Origin of the sequence: Janthinobacterium lividum, from assembly GCF_034424625.1 — a bacterium.
In the GTDB taxonomy this organism is placed as follows: Bacteria; Pseudomonadota; Gammaproteobacteria; order Burkholderiales; family Burkholderiaceae_D; genus Janthinobacterium; species Janthinobacterium lividum.
Genome location: NZ_CP139976.1, coordinates 2,644,371 through 2,668,049, shown reverse-complemented (window position 1 = coordinate 2,668,049; position 23,679 = coordinate 2,644,371). Strand labels below are relative to the sequence as shown.

Below are 23,679 nucleotides of genomic sequence, written 5' to 3'. Positions count from 1 at the left end.
CTCCTTAGGCGCGTTGAGTCTGAATGGCAGCGGGGGCTGGCACGGGGGCCGGCGCCTTCTCTTCCGGCCCCTTGCGGATGGCCTTGAGCATGAGCTTCATTTCGATAATCAACAACACGGTGTAGATGGCGGCAAAGCCGGCAATCGTGATCAGCAAGGTCGTCGCGCCCAGGTTCGACACGGCCACGGCCGTCGGCAGCACGCCCTCGATGACCCACGGCTGGCGGCCCACTTCGGCCACGATCCAGCCCGCCTCAATGGCCACCCATGGCAGCGGGATGGCGAACACGGCCACTTTCAGCAGCCAGCGGTGCTTGTCCAGGGTGCGGCGCGTCGACAGGATGAAGAACGTACCAGTCAACAAGATAAAGAACATGCCCAGGCCCACCATCACGCGGAAGGACCAGAACAGGGGCCCCACGGGCGGCACGGTGTCGAGCGCGGCCTTGCGGATCTGCTCGGGCGTGGCCTGGCGCGGATCGTCGACATAGCGTTTCAGCAGCAGGGCATAGCCCATGGACTGGCCTTTCGACTCGAACATGTCCTTCGCCTCTTGCGGCACGGGGCTGCCCGGCGCCACGCCGCGGATGGTCTGCAGCGCGTCATACGCCTTGATGCCATCCTTGATCAGCAGCTCGCCGCGGTCGACCAGTTGCTCGATGCCAGGGATTTCCGTCGTCAGCGAACGCGTGCCGATCAAGCCCATGACCATCGGGATGTGCACGGCGTAATGCGTTTCGCGCGCTTTCGCGTCAGGGAAGCCGAAGGCCGTGAAGGCGGCCGGGGCCGGCTCCGTGGTCCACATGGCTTCAATCGCGGCCAGCTTCATCTTCTGATGTTCGGACGACAGGTAGCCGCTTTCATCACCGAGCACCACTACCGACAGCGAGGCGGCCAGGCCGAACGAGGCGGCCACCGTCATCGAGCGCTTGGCCAGCTGCACGTGGCGGCCCTTCAGCAGATACCAGGCGGAAATACCCAGCACGAAAATCGCCGCGGCCGTATAGCCGGCCGACACCGTGTGCACGAATTTGGCCTGTGCCACGGGATTCGTCAGCACGGCGCCGAAATCCGTCACTTCCATGCGCATGGTTTGCGGATTGAAGGCCGCGCCGACGGGATTTTGCATCCAGCCGTTGGCGATCAGGATCCACAGGGCCGAGAAGTTCGAACCGATGGCCACCAGCCAGGTCGTGACCAGGTGGCCCCGCTTCGACAGCTTATCCCAGCCGAAGAAGAACAGGCCGACGAAGGTCGCTTCCAGGAAGAAGGCCATCAAGCCCTCGATGGCCAGCGGCGCGCCGAAAATGTCGCCCACATAATGGCTGTAATAGCTCCAGTTCATGCCGAACTGGAATTCCATGACGATGCCCGTCGCCACGCCCATGGCGAAGTTGATGCCGAACAAGACACCCCAGAACTTGGTCATGTCGCGCCAGATGGGGCGGTTCGTCATCACATAAACCGTCTCCATGATGGCGAGGATCACTGACAGGCCGATCGTCAGCGGAACAAATATAAAGTGGTACAGAGCTGTCAGCGCGAACTGCAGTCTGGATAAAGCGACAATATCGAAGTCCATATGATTTCCTTGGTGTTTCCCTACTGTAATTGTAAACTTGGTATCTATCTGATGCGATTCGATTGGTTCCGCTGCCCTCAAGCTGGCCTGCAGTACCGCCTGTCTCCGTTCTTGTTAATCCCCCCGCAAGCCCGCCAGGGCCGCTTCGAAGCCATCCGTGCCGCGTCGCAGCTCTTCGACGATGCGGCCGTCGCGGATGCGCAGCAGCCGGTCCGCCAGCGCCGCTTCGCGCCGCAAGTGGGTTGCGATCAGCAAGCTGCGCCCTTCGCAGCGCGCGCCCAGGCGCTGCAGGACGTCGCTTGCCGTCTGCGCATTCAGCGCTTCCGTCGCTTCGTCGAGCAGCCACAAGGTCGACTCGTGCAGGAACAGCCGCGCCAGCGCCAGGCGCCGCGCCTGGCCGCCCGACAATCCCAAACCGCCCTCGCCCAACATGGTGCCCAAGCCGTCCGCGAAGGCCCGCACTTCGCCGTCCAGGCCGGCTGCCTGCAGCGCCGCCCACAGCTGCGCATCGCTGGCGGTGGGGTCGGCCAGGCGCAGGTTGTCGCGCAAGCTGTCCTGGAACAATTCCGTCTTCTGCGTGAACAGGCAGGCGCGCGGCGCGGCTACCGTGCCCGACAGCGGCGCCAGCTCGCGCGCGGCCAGGGCCAGCAAGGTGGACTTGCCCGCACCGCTGGGACCGATCAAGGCCACGCGCTCGCCGGCGGCGATATGCAGCGATACGTCATGCAAGATGGCCACATGGCTGCCCGCATGGGCGGCGCTGACGCGTTCCAGGCGCAAGCCCGGCGCGGCGTCCACGGGCGGCACCGCTACGTCCTGTCCAGCCAGGCGCGGCGCCAGACGGCGCATGGCCAGCAGCATGCGGCCCGCTTCCAGCGCGCCGCGGCGCAGTCCCGCAAACGGTTCCACGGCCGTCAGGGCGATCAGCAGGGCCAGGGCCGCGGCCGGCACGCTCAGCGCCTGCTGCTCCTGCAGCGCGGCCACGGCCAGCAGCACGCCGGCCAGGGTCGCGCTGCCCGCCACGCCATACGCGGCGCCGGCCGCCGTCTCCAGGCGCAGCAGGGCAAAATCGGCTTGCGCCAGCGAGCGGTCGATCTGCGCCAGCGCGGCGCACTGGGCGTCGATGCGTCCCGCCATCACCAGGTCCGTCTGGCCCGCCACGAGGTCGATGGTGCCCGAACGCAACTTTTCGATGGCGCGCGAACGCACGATGGCGGGACGGCGGGCGCGCTGCGCGACGATCCAGCTGATGCCGCCGCCGGCGGCCAGCAGCCATGCGGCCAGACCCAGGCCCAGCTGCCACTGCATCACGCCCAGCGCCACGCCGGCCAGCAAGGCCGCGCACAAGGCCGTGAAGGCAGGCACCAGCAGGCGCAAGTACAGCGATTCGAGCGCATCGATATCGGCCGTCAGGCGGAACAGCAGCTTGGCGGGCTGGCGCAGCAGGCGGCTGGCCGCTTCCGGGCGCGACCAGCCACGGAACAGCCGCACGCGGATGCTGGCCAGCGCGGCGAACGTGGCGTCGTGCGTGACGAGGCGCTCCGCATAGCGCGAACCCGTGCGGCCGATGGCCAGCAGGCGGATGCCGGCGGACGGGCCGAACACGTCGAACAGGATCGCGGTGGACGCATGCAGGCCGGCGATCGAGGTGGCGGTAATAAACCAGCCGGACAAGCCCAGCAAGGCCATGCCGGCCACCGCCGTCAGGGCCGCCAGCAAGGCGCCGCCGATCAACTTGCCGGGTTGGGCCAGCAGCAACTGGCGCAGGACGGGGTTGCGTATCAGTGAATTTTTCATGCCTGCTGCTCCTGTACCAGGACTCGGGCATCGACCTGCACCGTGCGCTGCAGCCGGCCAGCCAGCACGGGGTCGTGCGTGGCGACGATCATCGTCTTGCCTTTCGCCAGTGCCAGCAAGGCATCCGTCACGCGCGCCGCCGTTTCGCTGTCCAGGTGCGCCGTCGGTTCATCGACCAGCAGCAGGTCGGCATGCGGATGCAGGGCCACGCGGGCCAGGGCCAGGCGCACGGCTTCGCCACCGGACAAGCCCTGGCCGCCATCGCTGAGCATGACGGCCGGCTGCGCCTGCGCCACGGCGGCCAGGTCAGCCAGGTGCAGGGCCTGCGTCACCTGCGCGGCATGCGCGCCAACGCGGCCCAGGGTCACGTTCTGGCTGACGGACGCGGCAAACACGTGCGGGCGCTGCCCCATCCAGGCCATGCGCTGGCGCAAGGTATTGACCGTGCTGTCGGTCAGGCGCACGCCGCCGATGCGGATGTCGCCGCCGCTGGCGGGCAGCAAGCCGGCCAGCAAGGATAGCAAGGTGGTCTTGCCGGCGCCGCTGGCGCCCAGCAGGGCCACGTGTTCGCCGGCACGCACCTTCAAGTCGAAGCCGTCAAACACGGGCGCCTCGCCGGGATGGGCAAAGCGCAATTGCCGGAGCTCCACGGCGGGCGGTGCCGCCACCGCCATGGCGGCGGCGGAGACGGCGGCAGGCAGTACCTGCGCGCCAGGCAGGGGCACGCCCTCGCCCGCCAGGTCGTGCAAGCCGGCCAGGCCCGCTTCGCCGGCTGCCTTGTCATGCCAGACGGCGGCCAGTTCGCGCAAGGGCTCGAAAAACGCGGGCGCCAGCAGCAGGATGAACAAGCCCTGCCCCAGGTTCAGTTCCCGGCCCCAGGTGCCGAAATTGATGCTGCCCAACAAGGAGAAACCGATAAACGCCGCCACCATGGCCACGCCCAGCGCGGAAAACAGTTCCAGCACGGCGGACGACAAAAAGGCGATGCGCAGCACCACCATCGTGCGCCGGCGCACGGATTGCGACGAGGCGTCCAGCCGTTCAGCGGTGGCGTCGACGGCGTCGAGCGCGCGCAAGGTGGCCAGGCCGCGCAGGCGGTCCAGCAGAAAGGCGTTCATGCTGCCCATTTCCACCATCTGTGCGCGGCTGGCCGCTTGCGCGCCCATGCCGACAAGGGCCATGAAGACGGGAATCAGGGGCGCGGCGATGAGCAGGATCAAGGCGGCGATCCACGACAGCGGCGTCACCACGGCGAGGATCACGAGCGGCACGAGCATGACTTTCCAGCGCGCCGGCTTGTAGCGCACCAGATACGGCACGATGGCTTCGGCCTGTTCGGCGATGATGCTGGCCGCCTGGCCCGACTGGGCGCGCTGGCGGTCCAGCGGCGAACGCTGCGCCAGCGCCTGTGCCACTTGCGCGCGCAAGGTCGACAGGTGCTCGCGCGCCGCCGCATACATGCGCCGCGCGCCCCACGCTTCGCAGCCGGCGCGCAGCACACCCAGCAGCAGCACGCCAGCGGCCGGCAGCAGGGCCGCACGCCAGGGCGCACCGCCCTGCATGGCTTGCACGGCCCAGGCCAGCAAGGCCGCTTGTGGCAGCCACAGCAAGGCGGCACCGCCCTGCGCCAGGCTGGCGGCACGGGGAAGAATAAAGCGGGGCAAGGACAAGGGCGTGGTCGGCATCTTCTATACTTCTTGAGTTTTCAGAATTTTCTGTAAATTCGATATTTTGTATAATACTGCGAAACATGACATATATCAATTGACCCTGCGGGTGTGGCGTGAAAAAATTCAGATAATTATGAAAACTCAACATATCCAAATGACGCCGCTGATCCTGACCTTCGTCAGCCATTTCGGCGAGATGGGCAGCCGCTGGGGCTTTAACCGCACGGTGGGGCAAGTGTACGCCTTGTTGTTTGTCGCGGAGCATCCTTTACACGCGGATGAAATCGCGGAACACCTGAGTTTTTCACGCTCGAACGTGAGCATCGGCCTCAAGGAACTGCAGGGCTGGGGCTTGATACGCCAGTCGCGCATTCCCGGTGACCGGCGCGAGTATTTTTCCTCGCTGGGCGATGTGTGGCAAATCTTCCGCGTGGTGGCCGCCGAGCGCCGCCGCCGCGAAGTAGCGCCCACCCTGACGGTGCTGCGCGAATCGCTGCTGGCGCCGGCCACGGAACCCGTGGACCAGTATGCGCAGGAGCGCATGCGCGAAATGTATGAATTGGTCGACCTGGCCAACACCTGGTTCGACGACTTGCAGCGCCTGTCGCCCGAATCGATGGCGCAGCTGATGAAAATGGGCGCCAAGGTGCAAAAACTGCTCAACGCCAAGGATCGCCTGTTTGGCGTCAGCAACAACAGCGACTGACGCCCCCTCCCTTCCCCAAGGCAAGACGCCGCCAGCACAAACTGGCGCCCTTGTCACGCCATTTCCCAACCTCATGGTGGCTATCGCTGGCACTGCCAAACATAGCCATATACGATGTTGTCAAGCCACCCAATAGAATTATTAAAATTGTATTAATTTATATCAAGAGTAAGCTTTCATATGCGTATTCACTACGCGCAGGAAATAGGTAAAAGCAGCTAAAAACGGGCAATGGGATGACTTCCCCGGCATGCAGGGACGCGTCCCGACACTATGAAGCGACTGTCTCAAGCAAAAGGGGATTTTCATGAAAAGCGTAAAGAGCATTGCCATCAAGGCATCCATGCTGGCCGCAATGACTGTACTGGCAAGTGCGGCGCAAGCGGCCACCTGGGTGGATGTGGGTCCGGCCAGCGGTTTCGTCATCGCCGGCAGCACCGTCACCTATTCACCATCGCCGGCACTGCAGGTGAAATATTATGACGATAACCTGGTACCACAGAGTCCCTCGGACATCCAGGGTTATATCAATGGCGTGTTCGGCACCAGCCTGGGCGCCGCCGTCTCGTATTGCGACAACGCCACCTCGGGCTGCACTGCCGGCACCACGGCAGGCTTGAGTGGCGGTGTCAATTCCTATACGAGCGCGGCCGCCTATGACTATCTGGCCATCCACTTCGGCCAGGGCGAACTGGTGTTCCACTGGGCCGCTCCCGTGGCTGCCGGCACCACCTTCACGGTGGAGGGCCTGCCCAAGGATCTGAGCAACTACAGGGCCTTCATTTCCGCCGTGCCGGAACCTGAAACCTATGCCATGCTGCTCGCCGGCCTGGGCCTGCTGGGCTTCCTGGCACGCCGCCGCCAAGGAAAGTAAGCCGCATGAACGGCAGCGGCGCACCAGCGCCCGCTGCCGCCCGCCACACGCGCGGCCTGTTTACGCCGCACTTGCGGCGCCAGGCCCACTGTTTACACTATTTTTAGACTCCCCTCGCTATGCTTGGCGGCATCCACTGCCGACCGACGAGGGAGTCCCCATGCATGAACAACCGTTTCAGCCACGCGCACGCAAGGTGCTCCGCCAGCACCTGCCCGTGCGGGAACGACTGCGCCTGGCCCGACTGGCCAACAGAAAAATCATTTCGGCATGCTCGGCGCTGCTGTGCGCGGCGCCACTGCTGTATTTGCTGAGCGTGGTACTGTTTGCGCAGCCGTGAGCAGCTGCGCGAAAACCGAATGGAGGGAAAGAGGAGCTGCGTTGCGGCAGTTTGCCGCCGCATGATCGTGGCCAGTATGAAACTGGTCCGCCCAGAGGGAATCGAACCCCCATTCACGGTTTAGAAGACCGTTGTCCTATCCGTTGAACGATGGGCGGAGAGGTGCAGTATTTTAATCCATGCGCGCCAGCAATGAAATGCCAGCGCGGAATAGAAAACGGGCTGTCATTTCTGACAGCCCGCTTATGACTTTGGTCGGAGTACAAGGATTCGAACCTTGGACCCCCTGGTCCCAAACCAGGTGCGCTACCGGGCTGCGCCACACTCCGAAGACAAGATAATAACGCCCCTACCCAATTTCGTCAATTGCCATAGACGAATTAGATGGAAATAACTATCGGTTCCTGCCTGTCACGCGGTCACTTTATCGGCGATGCGGCGGGCCATCGACTCGGCCTTCTCCTTGTCTTTCGCTTCCACCATTACGCGGATCAGCGGTTCCGTGCCCGAAGCGCGGATCAGCACGCGGCCCGTGTCGCCCAGCTCGGCCTCGACCAGTTCCTTCTCGGCCACCATGGCGGCATTTTTCTGCCAGTCGAAACCGGGCGCCACGCGCAGGTTGATCAGGGTTTGCGGGAACAACACCAGCTCGGCCAGGCATTGCTGCAGGCTCTGGCCGCTGCGCTTGAGCGCGGACAATACTTGCAGCGCGGAGACGATGCCGTCGCCCGTCGTGTGCTTGTCCAGGCACAGCAAATGGCCGGAACCTTCGCCGCCCAGGATCCAGCCTTTTTCCTTCATGACTTCCAGCACGTAGCGGTCGCCCACCTTGGCGCGCGCAAAGCCGATGCCCTGCTGCTTGAACAGCACTTCCAGCGCCATATTCGTCATCAAGGTGCCGACGGCACCGGCCACGGAGCCTGTCGCCAGGCGGTCCTTGACCATGACGTACAACAACTCATCGCCGTTATACAGACGCCCGGTGGCGTCGCACATGATCAGGCGGTCGGCGTCGCCATCAAGGGCGATACCGAGGTCCGCGCCATGCTCGACGACGGCTTCGGCCATGGCCTTGGTTGCCGTGGCGCCGAAGCCCGCATTGATGTTGAAGCCGTCGGGCTTGTTGCCGATGGCGATGACTTCCGCGCCCAGTTCATGGAAGACGTGCGGCGCGATATGGTAGGCGGCGCCGTGCGCGCAATCAACGACGATCTTCAGGCCGCGCAAGTCCAGCTCGTTCGGGAAGGTGCCCTTGCAAAATTCGATGTAGCGGCCCTGGGCGTCATCGAGGCGCTTGGCGCGGCCCAGCTTGTCCGACGGCACGCAAGCCATGGGTTCGTCGAGCGCCGCTTCGATTTCCAGTTCTACGCTGTCGGGCAGCTTGGTGCCCTGGCCGGAAAAGAACTTGATGCCATTGTCATGATACGGATTGTGCGAAGCGGAAATGACGACACCGGCCGACAGGCGCAGGGCCCGCGTCAAATAGGCGATTGCCGGCGTCGGCATGGGGCCGGCCAGCATCACATCCACGCCGGCGGCCGACAGGCCCGCCTCCAGCGCCGCTTCCAGCATGTAACCGGAAATGCGCGTGTCCTTGCCGATCAGCACCGTCGGACGGGTCTTGCCGCCTTGCGACTTGGCCAGCACCTTGCCGGCAGCATAGCCGAGGCGCATGACGAAATCGGGGGTAATCGGCGCCGTGCCCACCAGGCCACGAATGCCATCGGTACCAAAATATTTACGCGTCATAGTATTTCTCTTTTTGTTGTTTATAATGAATCTTACAGGCTCAGTGCGCCATGCGCCAGACCTTCAGTGCATCGACGGTTTCAGCTACATCATGCACACGGATAATTTCCGCACCTTGTGCTACCGCAGCAAGCGCACCGGCAACACTGCCGGCCAGACGCTGCTCGACGGGGCGTCCCGTGACGGCGCCGATCATCGACTTGCGCGACAGGCCGGCCAGCACGGGCAGGTCCAGTTCGCTGCGCAGCTGGCGCGTGGCGCGCAGCAAGGTATAGTTCTGCTCCACCGTCTTGCCAAAGCCAAAGCCGGGATCGACGCACAGGCGTTCGCGGTCGATGCCGGCCGCCGTCATCGTGTCGATGCGTTCGCGCAGGAAGTCGATGACTTCGCGCACCACGTCTTCGTATTGAGGCTGGTCCTGCATGGTTTGCGGCACGCTTTGCATGTGCATGATGCACAGTGCGCAATCGCTGTCCCGCACGGCGTCGATGGCGCCGGCCGCGCGGAAACCGTTGATGTCGTTGATCATGTCGGCGCCCGCCAGGATGGCTTCGCGCATCACTTCCGGTTTGTACGTGTCGACGGACAGGGGCTTGCCGCAGTCGCGCAAGGCGTACAGCACCGGCATGACGCGCTGCAACTCATCCTGCAGCGGCAGCGGCGGCGCGCCGGGACGGCTCGATTCGCCGCCGATGTCGATGATGTCGACACCGTCGAGTATCATCTGCTCGGCGCGCGAAATGGCAAACTCCAGGTGTTGATACTGGCCCGCATCGGAAAACGAGTCGGGCGTGATGTTCAGGATGCCCATCACCAGCGCTTGCGTGCCCTGCAGGTTGAAGCCGAAACGGCCGAATTGCAAATAGTGTCGCATGTAAATCTTTGTAGTCGTCAGGAAAAAACTGCTGCGGCAACGAAAAAGGGCAAGGATTGCTCCTTACCCTCGTTCTTGCCATACCCTTGCGTGCCACCCGTCAGGGCGGCCCTAATCAGGCTGGTGCCGTCACGTTTGGCGAGATGCCGCCCGTGCCGCTGTCACCGCCCGCATTGCGGCGTGGCGGGATGACTTTCGGTGGACGCGGCTCCAGGCCGGCCATGATGTCGTTGATTTGCTCTGCATCAATGGTTTCCCATTCCAGCAAGGCTTTGGTCATCATTTCGACCTTGTCGCGGTTGCTTTCCAGCAAGGTGCGCGCCAAAGCATATTGCTTGTCGAGAATGTTGCGGATTTCAGCATCGACCTTTTGCTGGGTCGCTTCCGAGATCGTCTTGGTGGCGCCACCAAAGAAACCTTCGTTTTCGCTGTCTTCGTAGACCATCACGCCCATGCTGTCGGACATGCCGAAGCGGGTCACCATGGAACGGGCCAGCTTGGTGGCACGCGAGAAGTCGTTCGACGCACCGGTGGACATTTGTCCCACGAAAATCTCTTCGGCGATACGGCCGCCGAACAGGATGGAAATTTCTTCCAGCATCTTGTCCTTGTAGGCGGACAAGTTGTCGTGTTCCGGCAGCTGCCAGGTCAGGCCCAGGGCCCAGCCGCGCGGCATGATCGTGACTTTATGCACGGGATCAGCCTTCGGCAGCAACTTGGCAACGACGGCATGACCGGACTCATGGTAAGCCGTATTGCGACGCTCTTCCTCGCGGATGATCATCGATTTGCGCTCAGGGCCCATGTAGATCTTGTCTTTCGCGTCTTCGAAGTCAGCCATTTCCACCAGGCGCTTGCTGCGGCGTGCGGCGAACAGGGCTGCCTCGTTGACCAGGTTGGCCAGGTCCGCGCCCGAGAAACCAGGGGTGCCGCGGGCCAGGATATCGGCTTTCACGTCGGTACCGATAGGTACTTTGCGCATGTGCACGTTCAAGATCTGCTCGCGGCCGCGGATATCGGGCAAGCCGACGGACACCTGGCGGTCGAAACGGCCTGGACGCAGCAAGGCTTTGTCGAGTACGTCGGCGCGGTTGGTGGCGGCCACGACGATCACGCCGGAGTTCGCTTCAAAACCGTCCATCTCGACCAGCAACTGGTTCAAGGTCTGTTCGCGCTCGTCATTGCCGCCGCCCATGCCGGCACCGCGGTGACGGCCGACAGCGTCGATCTCGTCGATGAAGATGATGCACGGCGAGTGTTTCTTGGCGTTTTCAAACATGTCGCGTACGCGGCTGGCGCCCACGCCGACGAACATTTCCACGAAGTCGGAACCGGAAATCGAGAAGAACGGCACCTTGGCTTCGCCGGCGATGGCGCGCGCCAGCAGGGTTTTACCCGTGCCCGGAGGACCGACCATCAGCACGCCGCGGGGAATGCGGCCGCCCAGTTTCTGGAATTTGCTCGGATCCTTGAGGAAGTCGACCACTTCGTTGACTTCTTCTTTCGCTTCATCGCAACCGGCGACATCGGCGAAGGTGACGGTGTTGCTGGCTTCATCCATCATGCGCGCCTTCGACTTGCCGAACGAGAATGCCCCGCCCTTGCCGCCGCCTTGCATCTGACGCATGAAGAAGACCCAGACGCCGATCAACAGCAGCATGGGGAACCAGGAAACAAAAATAGTTTGCAGGAAAGACGCTTCCTCGGGCGGACGCACATCGAAATGCACGCCATTGTCGCGCAGGTCGCCGATCAGGCCCTTGTCGAGGCTGGTGGCGGTGGTACGCACCTTGGTGTCGTCCATCAGCTTGGCGGTGATCGACGAACCTTCGATCACGACATCCTTGACGCGCTTGGCTTTGACTTCATCCAGCAAATCGGAATAAGCGATGGCCTTGCTGCCGCCTGTGGCGCCATGACTGTCGAATTGCTTGAACAGCATGAACAACAGCAGCAATACGACTACCCAGATGGCAGATTTGGAAAACATGTTATTCACGAAGACTCCTTGGATGCAGTGCGCATCTCTTTACCTATAGCTAGAAACACGATTTTACTCGCAATAAGCGGGCCGTGCCAAAGCCCGCCGATCCGTGCGCGCGAAAAAATCGCGTTCACGCAAAAAAATGCAGTATAAACAATTTAGGCTTTTATGCCATCAGACGCTACTGCACTTCTCGTTCCCATGTGCGGATTCCCGCTTAAATATCAAGGGCGGAATCATCTTCTTCCACGGCATTTTTCAGCGGATTCTTGATTCCACGGCCCATCAGGAAGATTTCCGACGATTTATCGCGGCTGGCCTTGGGCTTTTTCTGCACCACGACCTTGAATTCAGCGCGGAATTTCTCCACGATCTGGCTGAAACCCATGTCTTTAAAGCATTTCACCAGCAGCACGCCAGACGGCTTCAGGTGCAATTGCGAAAATTCGATGGCCAGGTCGATCAAGTGCTCCATGCGCGCGGCATCCGCCGTGGCGATGCCCGACAGGTTGGGCGCCATGTCCGACAGGACCAGGTCGACCTTGCGGCCCTGCAACACCACTTCCAGCTGGCGCAGCACGCGCGCTTCGCGGAAGTCGCCCTGGATGAAGTGGAAATCGGCGATCGGCTCCATTTCCAGCATGTCCAGGCCAATCAGGGTACCATTGACCCCGCCGCCGTCCTTGCCGGCCAGCTTGCGCCGCGTGTACTGGGCCCAGCTGCCGGGAGTGCAACCAAGGTCGACAATCACCTGGCCAGGTTTGATCAGTTTCTCGTCTTCATCGATTTCTTTGAGCTTGTATGCTGCCCGGGCGCGGTAGCCCTCTTTTTGCGCCAACTTCACATAAGGATCATTTATGTGGTCGTGCAACCAGTTTTTGTTTAATTTCTTCTTTGCCATTCGCGTAGAATACTGCTTTTAAGGGAATTACTAAATATTATTATGCTAAAACTTACACCCGTAGAGCGCAGCGCACTGCGCGCCGAAGCACACGCGCTGAAGCCTATCGTCATTATTGGCGAAGCGGGCTTGACACCTGCTGTCCTCAAAGAGATCGACCTTGGCCTGGATTCGCACGGTCTGATTAAAGTCCGCGTGTTCGGCGACGACCGCGAAGCGCGCGTCGGAATGTACGATACGATTTGCGGCAATCTCGGCGCCGCCCCGGTACAACATATTGGCAAACTGCTGGTAATCTACCGTCCGAAAAAAGAAGTGGTTAAGGAGAAGGTCAGCGCCGGCAAAGGCATGCGCGAAGTGACCATCGTCAAGGCCAGCGCCAGCGGCACCAAGCGCCCGAGCGTGACGAAAGTCATGATCAAGGGCAATGAGCGCGTTACCGAAGGCGGTTCCATCAAGCGTGCCAAGCCACGTCAGAAAAGCGCCAAGAAAAGCGCACTGGGCAGCAAGTAAGCCTGTTCACCCGGCAACCGCAAGGCGGCCGGGCTTGAAACAAGAAGCGGAGCACGGGATATTCCCTGCTCCGCTTTTTTATTGCTATTACGATATTCACACGCCGGCGATTGTCGGATTACGCGTGGCCTGCGGCCTCGCTAATCCGACCTACGTATGTCATGTAGGTCGGATTAGCGCGTAGCGCATAATCCGACAACACCCGAGGCGATTACTGCTGCTTCCAGATCAGCACGCCCGCCAGCAAGCTCTGCACGGCAAAGATCACGGTCGACACGCCATGCAGCATGCCGAAGCGGCTGCGCATGGCCTCGTCCATGATGCCGGAGGAACCCTGCGCTTGCGCCTTGAGTTCGGCCATCAGGGGCGAGATGCCGAAATGGCTGAGCAGCGCGCACACCAGCATCGACAGCACCAGCGCTGCCAAGAGGCGCCGGCGCTTGAGTTCCAGCGCGCCGGGAGCCCATTGCAGCAAGGCCAGCAGTACCAGCGCACAGGCGATCGACAGCCAGGCCTCGGCGCGGAACATGCTGCCGGCAATATTGCCTGCCAGTACACGATCGCTCAGGGTGCCAAACAGGGTCGGCGCCACGATGAAGCCGATGGTCCACAGGCTGCCGGCCCACAGGGTGGCAACGAGGATGCGCACGCGGCCCAGCATCAGATGTACAGTACTTCCAGGATTTCGTATTCGCGCGGGCCGGACGGCGCCTGCACTTCCACCACGTCGCCGGCGTACTTGCCGATCAGCGCGCGGGCGATCGGGGACGTCACGGAAACCTTGTTCATTTTCAGGTCGGCTTCATCGAGGCCGACGATCTGGTACGTGACTTTCTGGCCCGATTCCAGGTCTTCCAGGTTCACGGTCGAGGCAAACACCACGCGGCCTTCCGCGTCAAGCGCGGTCGGGTCGATGATTTGCGCTGCACCCAGCTTGCCTTCGAGTTCGGCGATGCGGCCTTCGACGAAGGCCTGGCGTTCCTTGGCGGCATCGTACTCGGCGTTTTCCGACAAATCTCCGTGCGAACGCGCTTCGGCGATCGCATCGATGACGATGCGGCGTTCCTTGGTCTTCAAATGATGCAGCTCTTCCTTCAAGAGTTCTGCGCCGTATTTGGTCAATGGGACTGAGGTCATGTTATCTCTACTATCTGCTAGTTATCGGTGCCGTTGTCCGTGTTTTGCCACGGTTAACGGACTTACCAAGTGAAAACCACAGAGGCCGCGCGCTGCTCTGCACGGAACTCTGTGGTTGATAAGCATGCAGTGTACCGCCTAACGGCGGCCACTGCAAACGCACTTAGTTCAAGGTCTTGTGCAGACCTTGCAAATCGTACACACGCAGCTCATCCAGGTGGCGGATGCCTTCGACGGCCGCTTCCGCGCCCGCGATGGTGGTGTAGGTCGTCACGCGCGATGCCAGGGCCGAGGTGCGGATGGCCCGCGAATCGACGATGGCGCTGCGCTTTTCTTCCACGGTGTTGATCACCAGCACGATTTCATGGTTCTTGATCATGTCGACCACGTGCGGACGGCCTTCGATCACCTTGTTCACTGGCGTGACGGCGATGCCGGCAGCAGCGATCACGGCGGCGGTACCCTTGGTGGCGACCACGGTGAAGCCGGACTCGACCAGGTCACGCGCCACTTGCACGGCACGCGGCTTGTCCGACGCTTTCACGCTGATGAAGACCTTGCCCGATTTTGGCAGGTTCACGCCGGCGCCCAGTTGCGATTTCACAAACGCTTCGCCGAACGTCAGGCCCACACCCATGACTTCGCCCGTCGATTTCATTTCAGGGCCCAGGATGGTGTCCACGCCAGGGAACTTGACGAACGGGAACACGGCTTCCTTGACGCTGAAGTACGGCGGCACGACTTCCTGCGTGATGCCTTGCGATGCCAGCGACTGGCCCACCATGCAGCGCGCGGCAATCTTCGCCAGTTGCAAACCCGTGGCTTTCGAGACGAAAGGCACGGTGCGCGAAGCGCGTGGATTGACTTCCAGCACGAAGACGACGTCTTTCATTTCGCCATCGATCTCTTGCTTCTGGATCGCGAACTGCACGTTCATCAGGCCAACCACGTTCAAGCCCTTGGCCATCAGCGCCGTCTGGCGTTTCAGTTCTTCAATGGTTTCCGGTGCCAGCGAGTATGGTGGCAAGGAGCAAGCCGAGTCGCCCGAGTGGACGCCAGCCTGTTCGATGTGTTCCATCACGCCGCCGATAAACGTCGTTTCGCCGTCGGAGATGCAATCGACGTCGCACTCGATGGCGTCGTTCAGGAAGCGGTCCAGCAGCACCGGCGAATCGTGCGAAACCTTCACGGCTTCGCGCATGTAGCGCTCGAGGTCGCGTTGCTCGTGGACGATTTCCATGGCGCGGCCACCCAGCACGTACGAAGGACGCACGACCAGCGGGTAGCCGATTTCCTGCGCCAGCGCCAGGGCGTCGGCTTCCGTGCGCGCGGTGCGGTTAGGCGGCTGGCGCAGTTCCAGCTTGTGCAGCATTTGCTGGAAACGCTCGCGGTCTTCGGCCGCATCGATCATGTCGGGCGAGGTGCCGATGATCGGTACGCCATTCGCTTCCAGGTCCAGCGCCAGTTTCAATGGCGTCTGGCCGCCGTACTGCACGATCACGCCCACCGGTTTTTCGATGGCGACGATTTCCAGCACGTCTTCCAAGGTCAAGGATTCGAAGTACAGGCGGTCCGAGGTATCGTAGTCGGTCGAAACCGTTTCTGGGTTGCAATTGACCATGATGGTTTCGTAGCCGTCTTCGCGCATGGCGAGGGCAGCGTGGACGCAGCAATAGTCAAACTCGATACCCTGGCCGATACGGTTCGGGCCACCGCCCAGCACCATGATCTTTTTCTTGTCGGTCGGGTTCGATTCGCACTCTTCGTCGTACGTGGAATACATGTACGCCGTGTCGGTCGAAAATTCCGCTGCGCAGGTATCGACGCGCTTGTAGACGGGACGGATGTTGAGCGCATGGCGCTGCTGGCGCACGGCCGTGTCGGTCGTCTGCAGCAGGAAGCCCAGGCGGCGGTCCGAGAAGCCCTTCTGTTTCAACTTGTACAGGGTGTTCTTGTCCAGGTTTTCCAGCTTCTGCGTGTCCAGCCACAGTTCCAGGTCGACGATTTCCTTGATCTGGATCAGGAACCACGGGTCGATCTTGGTGAGTTGGTGCACTTCTTCCAGGGTGAAACCCTGGGCAAACGCGTCGCCCACGTACCAGATGCGCTCAGGACCAGGCTCGCCCAGTTCTTCTTCGATCTTTTCGCGGTCCTTGGTCTTTTCGTTCATGCCATCCACGCCCACTTCCAGGCCGCGCAAGGCTTTCTGGAACGATTCCTGGAAGGTACGGCCAATCGCCATCACTTCGCCGACGGATTTCATCTGCGTCGTCAGGTGGTGGTCGGCGGTCGGGAATTTCTCGAACGTGAAACGGGGGATCTTCGTGACGACATAATCGATCGACGGTTCGAACGAGGCCGGCGTGGCGCCGCCCGTGATTTCATTGCGCAGCTCGTCCAGGGTGAAACCGACGGCCAGCTTGGCGGCGATCTTGGCGATCGGGAAACCCGTCGCTTTCGATGCCAGGGCCGACGAACGCGATACGCGCGGGTTCATCTCGATGACGATCATGCGGCCATCGACGGGGTTGATCGAGAATTGCACGTTCGAGCCGCCGGTGTCGACGCCGATCTCGCGCAGCACTGCCAGGGAGGCATTGCGCATGATCTGGTATTCCTTGTCCGTCAGCGTTTGCGCAGGCGCCACCGTGATGGAGTCGCCCGTGTGCACGCCCATGGGGTCCAGGTTTTCGATCGAGCAGATGATGATGCAGTTGTCCGCCTTGTCGCGCACCACTTCCATCTCGTACTCTTTCCAGCCCAGCAACGATTCTTCGATCAGCAGCTCTTTCGTCGGCGATGCTTCCAGGCCGCGCTTGCAGATGGTTTCGAATTCTTCTTCGTTGTAGGCGATGCCGCCGCCGGAACCGCCCATGGTGAACGATGGACGGATGATGGTCGGGAAGCCCAGCGTGCGCTGCACGGCCCACGATTCTTCCATCGAGTGCGCCACGCCGGAACGGGCCGAACCGAGGCCGATCTTGGTCATTGCGTCCTTGAACTTGGAACGGTCTTCCGCCTTGTCGATGGCTTCCGGCGATGCGCCGATCAGTTCGACGTTGTATTTTGCCAGCACGCCATTGTTGAACAGGTCCAGCGCGCAGTTCAGCGCCGTCTGGCCGCCCATCGTCGGCAGGATCGCGTCAGGACGCTCCTTGGCGATGATGCGTTCAACGACCGACCAGGTGATCGGTTCGATATAGGTCACGTCGGCCATTTCCGGATCCGTCATGATGGTCGCAGGATTGCTGTTGACCAGGATGACTTTGTAGCCCTCTTCGCGCAGGGCCTTGCACGCTTGCGCGCCGGAATAATCGAATTCGCAGGCCTGGCCGATCACGATCGGGCCAGCGCCAATAATCAGAATACTTTTGATATCTAAACGTTTAGGCATTTTTCTTTTTCTCCTCCGCAGCCATCAGGTTGATGAAGCGGTCAAACAGGTAAGCAACATCCATCGGGCCCGGCGACGCTTCAGGGTGGCCCTGGAAGCAGAAGGCCGGCTTGTCCGTGCGGGCAAAGCCCTGCAGGGAACCGTCGAACAGCGATTCATGGGTCACGCGGCAATTCGCGGGCAAGGTTGTCGCGTCGACTGCGAAACCGTGGTTTTGCGAGGTAATCAAGACCTGTTTCGTTTCCAGGTCTTGCACCGGGTGGTTGGCGCCGTGGTGGCCGAACTTCATCTTCAGCGTCTTCGCGCCGGAAGCGATCGCCATGATCTGGTGACCGAGGCAGATGCCGAAGGTCGGGATACCCTTCTCGATCAGCTCTTTCGTCGCGGCAATCGCGTAGTCGCATGGTTCCGGATCGCCGGGACCGTTCGACAGGAAGATGCCGTCCGGATTCAGCGCCAGGGCGTCGGCGGCCGTCGCTTGCGCGGGCAGCACGGTGACTTTGCAGCCGCGTGCCGTCAGCATGCGCAGGATGTTGCGCTTGACGCCGTAGTCGAAGGCGACCACGTGGTATTTCGCGTCCGCGTCGGCCAGCTGGCCATAGCCTTCGCCCAGCGTCCATTCCGTTTCGCGGTATTCATAGGCGTCCTTGCTCGACACCACCTTGGCCAGGTCCATGCCGGCCAGGCCGGGGAAGGAGCGGGCCAGTTCCAGCGCTTGCGCGGCGGATGGCTCATTGCCTTGCGTGCCGACGAGGATGGCGCCGCCCTGCGCACCTTTTTCACGCAGGATGCGCGTGAGCTTGCGTGTATCGATGCCTGCGATGGCGACGATATTTTCAGCTTTGAGGTAGTCGGACAGGGAAAGGGTGGAACGGAAATTGGATGCCAGCAAAGGCAGATCGCGGATGATGAGGCCAGCGGCGTGTACCTTGGAAGATTCGACATCTTCCGGATTGACACCCGTATTGCCGATATGCGGATAGGTCAGGGTGACCATCTGGCGGCAATAGCTTGGGTCGGTAAGGATTTCCTGATACCCGGTCATGGAGGTATTGAAAACAACCTCGCCCGTGGTATGACCGGCGGCACCGATCGAAAAACCTTTAAAGATCGTTCCATCAGCAAGCGCTAATATGGCTGGAACGGCAGGGCCAGAAAAAAATGGCGGCAAGGGCAACTCCTGATAAAGTTACCGTAGCTGCGCCACGTCAGACCGACCGCCTAGTTACCCGAGCCAGATGCACTCAGGGTGTTTCAACGGTCATTTTGAATGAGGGGATGGGTAGTCGCTACGGTATATGTGTGATTGGCTAAACCTTTGAATTATAACCAAAAGGAAGCTTTTCCACAAGGAAGAAAATTCAGAATCGGCGGCATTTTTTTGCATGGCAACATAAAAACTGCGCCCCATGAAAAAAGCCGCCCGGCTTGCGCGGGGCGGCTGGTTCTGCAATTGCGGCTACTACTTAGGCGGTGAGCGCAGCAATGCCTGCTTTGGCGATTTGCGCATCTTCCGCAGACTTGACGCCCGAGACGCCGACGGCGCCCACGTAGTGACCGTCGAACACGATGGGCACGCCGCCTTCGAGCAAGCCGTCGATTTCCGGTGCGCTCAGGAACGACACGCGGCCGCCATTGATCATCTCTTCATAGATGCGCGATTCGCGGCGGCCCAGTGCGGCCGTCTTGGCTTTCGATGGGGCGATGTGCGACGAGATCGGCGCCACGCCATCCATGCGCTGCAGCCACAGCAGGTGGCCGCCGTCGTCGACGATGGCGATCGTGACCGCCCAGTTATTCTTGACCGCTTCCGCTTCGGCGGCGGCAGCGATTTTCTTTACGTCGTCCAGGGTCAAAATCGGTTTCGATTGCATGGTGCATCCTTGTTATGTTGAATCAAAATTGTATACGAAATGCGCGACGGCGCTACCCCCTACTGCTCGCGCTTGGCTTTCAGCTTTTGCTTGAGCTGCGCCATGACGGCAAAGGTCGCCTGCTCGCCCGCCAGGATCGCCTGATTGCGGCTGTTGAAATCGTTGCCCTTCATGGTGCCCAGGCTGGGCTGGATCACCACGTCCGCATCCTTGAGCTCGAACTGGTTGATGCGCTGGCCCATGATGGCGAAGGTCTGCATCAGCACTTCCATCGAGCTGATGGCCTTCTGGGTATCCGTTTGCGACGAGATATTCACGGCGATGATGAAATCGGCGCCCATGTCGCGCGCGAAGCGCACGGGTACGGGAGCGACGAGGCCGCCATCAACATAGGTGTGGCCGGCAATCGTCACCGGCTGGAACACGCCGGGCACGGCCGACGAGGCGCGCACGGCCATGCCGGTGTTACCGCGCTGGAACAGGATCGGCTGGCCATTTTTCAAATCGGTCGCCACCACGCCGAAGGGAATCTTCAGCTTTTCCAGCGGCACGCCGCCCACGGCCTTGTTGACATAGCTTTGCAGCGCTTCGCCTTTCAGCACGCCGGAGGACTTGCCGAACAGGGGCAAGGCCCAGTCGGAAATGGCCGCCTCGTCCATGTCGAACGCCATCTTTTGCAAGGCAAAGCCGGAGTTACCCGCCGCATACATGGCGCCCACCACGCTGCCGGCGCTGGTGCCGGTGACGATATCGGCGACGATGCCCTGCGATTCGAGCGCCTTGATCACGCCAATATGCGCGAAACCGCGCGCCGCGCCGCCGCCCAGCGCCAGGCCGATCTTGATCTTGCGCGGCGTGACGACAATGGGCTCGGGTGGCGTCAATACTTGAACGGGTTTCGGGGCGGTGGTATCGCAGCCGGCCAGCGCAAAGGCGGCTAGGGCAAGCAAGGTCAGGCGTTTAGGGAACATGGTGGAGAGGGGGAACCGCGCGCGGCAGTGGCAATAAAGGAGAGCCGATTGTAGCGCAAGCGGGGCTGCCTGCACTGAAGGCCGTCTTAAATGTTTATGCTGACAATGTTCGTGCGCGCCGCCCCATCCAGCGGACCACTGCTAGACTGGCGCCTGGTTTTTACTTTCCTCCAATCAATATGTCAGAACACCAATTTGCCGACAGCCGCGCCCTGAGCGACCCATTTGCGCAACAGCTATCGCAGCAGCAGCCCGACGGCGCCCTCGCCTGGCTGACCGCCATCCTCGCCACGCAGGCGCCCGCGCTGCGCTCGTCGAACGCCATCTTGCTGGCCTACACAGGCAATCCAGCCGCCCTCGCCTGGATCGACGCCAATGTCGGCTCGCCCGTGGCGGGACAATGGGGCGTGGCGGCAGCGCTGCTGGGCACGCCCTGGCCCCGCATCGCCGGCTGGCTCGGGCAAGGCGGCCCACACCGGCTGATGGCGCTCGATACCCTGCTCGCGTACCGCAAGCCGGCCGTCAACATGTCGCCGCTGGAACAGATCGCCGCCCCCGTGCTGCCGCAAGCCCCCGCGCGCGCCGACCTCGACGCCGCGCTGGCCGCCTGCCTGGCCGCCTCCGCGACGCCGCGCGTCCAGGCGGCCGTCAACTCGATCCAGCAGCATGCGGATGACATCCTGCGCGGCGGCCCACGCGGCGTAGCCGTGGCCGACTTGCCGCGCCTGTATCTCGACCCTGAGCCATTCAAGGACGCCCCCGCCATCCTGGAACGCCACGAAACGGTGGTCGGCGGCATGCGGGAAAACCTGCAGAACTTGCTCAAGGGAATACTGTGAGCAGGCAAGCCCTTGTCACGATCGACTTGAGCGATATCAACTCGCCGCGCCAGCTGCATGCGGCGCTGGCCGCCGCGCTGGGTTTTCCTTCCTTCTACGGCATGAACTGGGATGCGTTCTGGGACGCCGTCACTGGCCTGGTGGACATGCCGCAACAACTGGAGCTGCGCGGCTGGCCAGCCTTCGCCGCACGGCTGCCGCACGATGCGGCCATCCTGCAGCGCATCCTGGCGCGCATGGCGCAGGAAATGCCGGACCTGGCCGCGCAAGTGCATTACGCTTGACACAACGTGACGCCAGGAAACGCTTGACAGCCCGCCCCAACCTCCCTTACATTAAGTGCATGTCCTCCTTCAAACATCCATCCCCTTCCCTGCTGTCGCTATCGCGACTACACCTAGCACGCGCATAAGTTTGCCGCATTGCTTCGCCTGGCCACACGCCGGCGTGTTTCAAAAACCCTGGAAGGTTTGATGATGTTTGCACCATCCCCATTCGTACACGTAGTTCCCCCTGCGACCGCCCCCGCTGGCATCGTCGCTGCACCGCTATCGCTACCGATCGCTTGCCTGGCCTAGTGTTGCGTGGCCGCCCGGCAAGCTTGCGCCACAACCATTGATTTCCCCCTATCTTCAGGAGTACCCGATCATGATGTTGCAAAACCCAGCTTCCAAATACCGCGCCTTTCCTCCCGTCAAATTGACCGACCGTCAATGGCCGAACCAGATCATCAGCAAACCGCCTATCTGGATGAGCACCGACTTGCGCGACGGCAACCAGTCGCTGATCGAGCCGATGAGCGCGGAAAAGAAGCTGCGGTTCTTCGACATGCTGATCGCCATCGGCCTCAAGGAAATCGAAGTGGGCTTCCCATCGGCATCGCAAACGGATTTCGATTTCGTACGCAAGCTCGTCGATGAAGGCCGCATCCCGGACGACGTCACCATCATCGTGCTGACCCAGTCGCGCGAAGAGCTGATCCGCCGTACGGTGGAATCCGTCGTCGGCGCCAAGCGCGCCATCGTCCACCTGTACAACTCCGTGGCGCCCGTGTTCCGCAAAGTCGTGTTCGGCATGTCGCGCGAGGAAATCACGAATATCGCCACCACCGGCACCACCCTGGTAAAACAGCTGGTGGCGCAGCATCCGGAAACGGAATGGGGTTTCGAATACACGCCGGAATCGTTTTCCACCACGGAACTCGATTTCTCCAAGCATATCTGCGACGCCGTCAGCGCCATCTGGAAGCCGACGCCGGCCAACAAGATGATCATCAATTTGCCATCGACCGTGGAATGCAGCACGCCCAACGTGTACGCGGACCAGATCGAATGGATGTCGCGCAAACTGGCGCGCCGCGATTCCATCATCATCAGCGTGCATCCGCATAACGACCGCGGCACGGCCGTCGCGTCGGCCGAGCTGGCCGTGATGGCGGGCGCCGACCGCGTGGAAGGCTGCTTGTTCGGCAATGGCGAGCGCACGGGCAACGTCGACCTGGTGACTTTGGCGATGAACCTGTACACGCAGGGCGTGCATCCGGGCCTCGATTTCTCCGACATCGATACCGTGCGCAAGTGCGTGGAAGAGTGCAACCAGCTGCCCGTCCACCCGCGCCACCCGTATGCGGGCGACCTGGTATTTACGGCATTCTCCGGCTCGCACCAGGATGCGATCAAGAAAGGTTTCGCCAAGCAACAACCGGACAGCATCTGGGAAGTGCCGTACTTGCCGATCGACCCGGCCGATCTGGGCCGCAGCTATGACGCCGTGATCCGCGTCAACAGCCAGTCCGGCAAGGGCGGCATGGCGTACTTGCTGGAACAGGAATACGGCCTGGTCTTGCCGCGCCGCCTGCAGATCGAATTCTCGCGCGCCGTGCAAGCCGTGGCCGACGCCACGGGCCGCGAAATCGCCGCGCAGGATATCCATGAAATCTTCCAGAAGGAATACCTGGAGCAGACGGCGCCGTACGCCTACGCTTCGCACCGCATGGTGGAAGACACGAGCAGCGACGAATCCGTGCAGATCGACATCAGCCTGTCGCACCGTCAGACGCCATTGGCCCTGCAAGGCGGCGGCAACGGCCCCATCGATGCCTTCGTCAACGCCCTCGGTCTCGACATCAAGCTGATGGACTACCATGAGCACTCGATCGGCTCCGGCGCCAACGCGCAAGCGGCTTGCTACGTGGAGTTGCGCCTCGACAATGGCCCGACCCTGTTCGGCGCCGCCATCGACAGCAATATCGTCACCGCCTCGTTCAAGGCTGTCTTGTCGGCCGTGAACCGCCGCATCAAGCAGACGGACGCTGAAAAAACAACAGAGGCCGACGTGGCTGCCAACGCCGCCTGAGCACGGCCAGGGCATCCCTCATAGGGAGAAAAAGCGGTACGGCTTGATCGCCGTGCCGCTTTTTCATTTCTATTGGGCAATTAGTAGTGCAAATCAGGTATCACCGACCGTATAATCGT

Annotated in this window: 20 protein-coding genes and 2 tRNA genes; 7 read left to right on the top strand and 15 right to left on the bottom strand. The window is 61.7% G+C overall.

Annotated features, from left to right (window positions below; translation table 11 throughout):
- Positions 1-4 precede the first annotated feature (4 nt).
- The 3 genes from U0004_RS12175 to cydD form a co-directional block, all read right to left on the bottom strand.
- On the bottom strand, positions 5-1,582 hold the full coding sequence (locus U0004_RS12175; RefSeq protein WP_070258994.1) for a cytochrome ubiquinol oxidase subunit I: 1,578 nt from the start codon (positions 1,580-1,582) through the stop codon (positions 5-7).
- A gap of 114 nt (positions 1,583-1,696) precedes the next feature.
- Positions 1,697-3,379 carry an amino acid ABC transporter ATP-binding/permease protein gene (locus U0004_RS12170; RefSeq protein WP_070258996.1) on the bottom strand — a complete coding sequence of 561 codons (1,683 nt, stop codon included), beginning with the start codon at positions 3,377-3,379 and terminating at the stop codon, positions 1,697-1,699.
- The gene (gene cydD, locus U0004_RS12165; RefSeq protein ID WP_070258998.1) at positions 3,376-5,064 is read right to left on the bottom strand and encodes a thiol reductant ABC exporter subunit CydD; all 1,689 of its coding nucleotides are present in this window, start codon (positions 5,062-5,064) and stop codon (positions 3,376-3,378) included. Before cydD ends, U0004_RS12170 begins: the two co-directional genes overlap by 4 nt.
- A gap of 139 nt (positions 5,065-5,203) precedes the next feature.
- On the opposite strand from cydD, the gene U0004_RS12160 reads away from it, so the two are divergent.
- From U0004_RS12160 to U0004_RS12150, 3 genes are all read left to right on the top strand, one after another.
- Positions 5,204-5,755, top strand: a complete 552-nt coding sequence (locus U0004_RS12160) for a GbsR/MarR family transcriptional regulator (RefSeq protein ID WP_170909696.1) — start codon at positions 5,204-5,206, stop codon at positions 5,753-5,755.
- A 307-nt stretch (positions 5,756-6,062) separates the two neighbouring features.
- Positions 6,063-6,629, top strand: a complete 567-nt coding sequence (locus U0004_RS12155; protein ID WP_070259000.1) for a PEP-CTERM sorting domain-containing protein — start codon at positions 6,063-6,065, stop codon at positions 6,627-6,629.
- 160 nt (positions 6,630-6,789) lie between these two features.
- Positions 6,790-6,969 carry a hypothetical protein gene (locus U0004_RS12150; protein ID WP_034786023.1) on the top strand — a complete coding sequence of 60 codons (180 nt, stop codon included), beginning with the start codon at positions 6,790-6,792 and terminating at the stop codon, positions 6,967-6,969.
- 83 nt (positions 6,970-7,052) lie between these two features.
- Here the strand turns inward: U0004_RS12150 and U0004_RS12145 are convergent.
- From U0004_RS12145 to U0004_RS12120, 6 genes are all read right to left on the bottom strand, one after another.
- Positions 7,053-7,127, bottom strand: a tRNA-Arg gene (locus U0004_RS12145).
- Positions 7,128-7,221: 94 nt separating this feature from the next.
- Positions 7,222-7,298, bottom strand: a tRNA-Pro gene (locus U0004_RS12140).
- 82 nt (positions 7,299-7,380) lie between these two features.
- Entirely contained in the window at positions 7,381-8,718 is a 1,338-nt protein-coding gene (gene glmM / locus U0004_RS12135; protein ID WP_070259002.1) for a phosphoglucosamine mutase, read from the bottom strand.
- 40 nt (positions 8,719-8,758) lie between these two features.
- Positions 8,759-9,592 carry a dihydropteroate synthase gene (folP, locus tag U0004_RS12130; protein ID WP_070259004.1) on the bottom strand — a complete coding sequence of 278 codons (834 nt, stop codon included), beginning with the start codon at positions 9,590-9,592 and terminating at the stop codon, positions 8,759-8,761.
- A gap of 115 nt (positions 9,593-9,707) precedes the next feature.
- Positions 9,708-11,591 carry an ATP-dependent zinc metalloprotease FtsH gene (gene ftsH, locus U0004_RS12125; RefSeq protein WP_034786027.1) on the bottom strand — a complete coding sequence of 628 codons (1,884 nt, stop codon included), beginning with the start codon at positions 11,589-11,591 and terminating at the stop codon, positions 9,708-9,710.
- 202 nt (positions 11,592-11,793) lie between these two features.
- Entirely contained in the window at positions 11,794-12,477 is a 684-nt protein-coding gene (locus U0004_RS12120; RefSeq protein WP_034757436.1) for an RlmE family RNA methyltransferase, read from the bottom strand.
- Positions 12,478-12,519: 42 nt separating this feature from the next.
- Between U0004_RS12120 and U0004_RS12115 the strand changes: the two genes are divergently transcribed.
- Positions 12,520-12,990 (top strand): YhbY family RNA-binding protein, encoded by a 471-nt coding sequence (locus U0004_RS12115; protein WP_010397237.1) that lies wholly within the window; start codon positions 12,520-12,522, stop codon positions 12,988-12,990.
- Between the two features lie 211 nt (positions 12,991-13,201).
- Here U0004_RS12115 and U0004_RS12110 read toward each other — a convergent pair whose 3' ends face one another.
- The 6 genes from U0004_RS12110 to U0004_RS12085 all read right to left on the bottom strand — a co-directional run bounded on the left by U0004_RS12110 (position 13,202) and on the right by U0004_RS12085 (position 20,366).
- Positions 13,202-13,651, bottom strand: coding sequence for a DUF4149 domain-containing protein (locus U0004_RS12110; protein WP_174718098.1), 450 nt, complete (start codon positions 13,649-13,651; stop codon positions 13,202-13,204).
- Positions 13,651-14,127 (bottom strand): transcription elongation factor GreA, encoded by a 477-nt coding sequence (greA, locus tag U0004_RS12105; RefSeq protein ID WP_034757428.1) that lies wholly within the window; start codon positions 14,125-14,127, stop codon positions 13,651-13,653. Before greA ends, U0004_RS12110 begins: the two co-directional genes overlap by 1 nt.
- Before the next feature lie 163 nt (positions 14,128-14,290).
- Positions 14,291-17,521, bottom strand: a complete 3,231-nt coding sequence (gene carB, locus U0004_RS12100; protein WP_034786033.1) for a carbamoyl-phosphate synthase large subunit — start codon at positions 17,519-17,521, stop codon at positions 14,291-14,293.
- Positions 17,514-18,692 carry a glutamine-hydrolyzing carbamoyl-phosphate synthase small subunit gene (carA, locus tag U0004_RS12095; RefSeq protein WP_070259008.1) on the bottom strand — a complete coding sequence of 393 codons (1,179 nt, stop codon included), beginning with the start codon at positions 18,690-18,692 and terminating at the stop codon, positions 17,514-17,516. The genes carB and carA overlap by 8 nt, the downstream gene beginning before the upstream one ends.
- Positions 18,693-18,987: 295 nt before the next feature.
- Positions 18,988-19,395 (bottom strand): GlcG/HbpS family heme-binding protein, encoded by a 408-nt coding sequence (locus U0004_RS12090; protein WP_034786036.1) that lies wholly within the window; start codon positions 19,393-19,395, stop codon positions 18,988-18,990.
- Positions 19,396-19,454: 59 nt separating this feature from the next.
- Positions 19,455-20,366: a patatin-like phospholipase family protein gene (locus U0004_RS12085; RefSeq protein ID WP_034786038.1), complete on the bottom strand. Its 912-nt coding sequence runs from the start codon at positions 20,364-20,366 to the stop codon at positions 19,455-19,457.
- Between the two features lie 179 nt (positions 20,367-20,545).
- Between U0004_RS12085 and U0004_RS12080 the strand changes: the two genes are divergently transcribed.
- The 3 genes from U0004_RS12080 to leuA all read left to right on the top strand — a co-directional run bounded on the left by U0004_RS12080 (position 20,546) and on the right by leuA (position 23,560).
- Positions 20,546-21,205: a hypothetical protein gene (locus U0004_RS12080; RefSeq protein ID WP_081345825.1), complete on the top strand. Its 660-nt coding sequence runs from the start codon at positions 20,546-20,548 to the stop codon at positions 21,203-21,205.
- A complete protein-coding gene (locus U0004_RS12075) occupies positions 21,202-21,489 on the top strand; it encodes a barstar family protein (protein WP_070259010.1) in 288 nt (95 codons plus the stop codon). The genes U0004_RS12080 and U0004_RS12075 overlap by 4 nt, the downstream gene beginning before the upstream one ends.
- 364 nt (positions 21,490-21,853) lie before the next feature.
- Positions 21,854-23,560, top strand: coding sequence for a 2-isopropylmalate synthase (gene leuA / locus U0004_RS12070; RefSeq protein WP_070259012.1), 1,707 nt, complete (start codon positions 21,854-21,856; stop codon positions 23,558-23,560).
- Positions 23,561-23,679 lie beyond the last annotated feature (119 nt).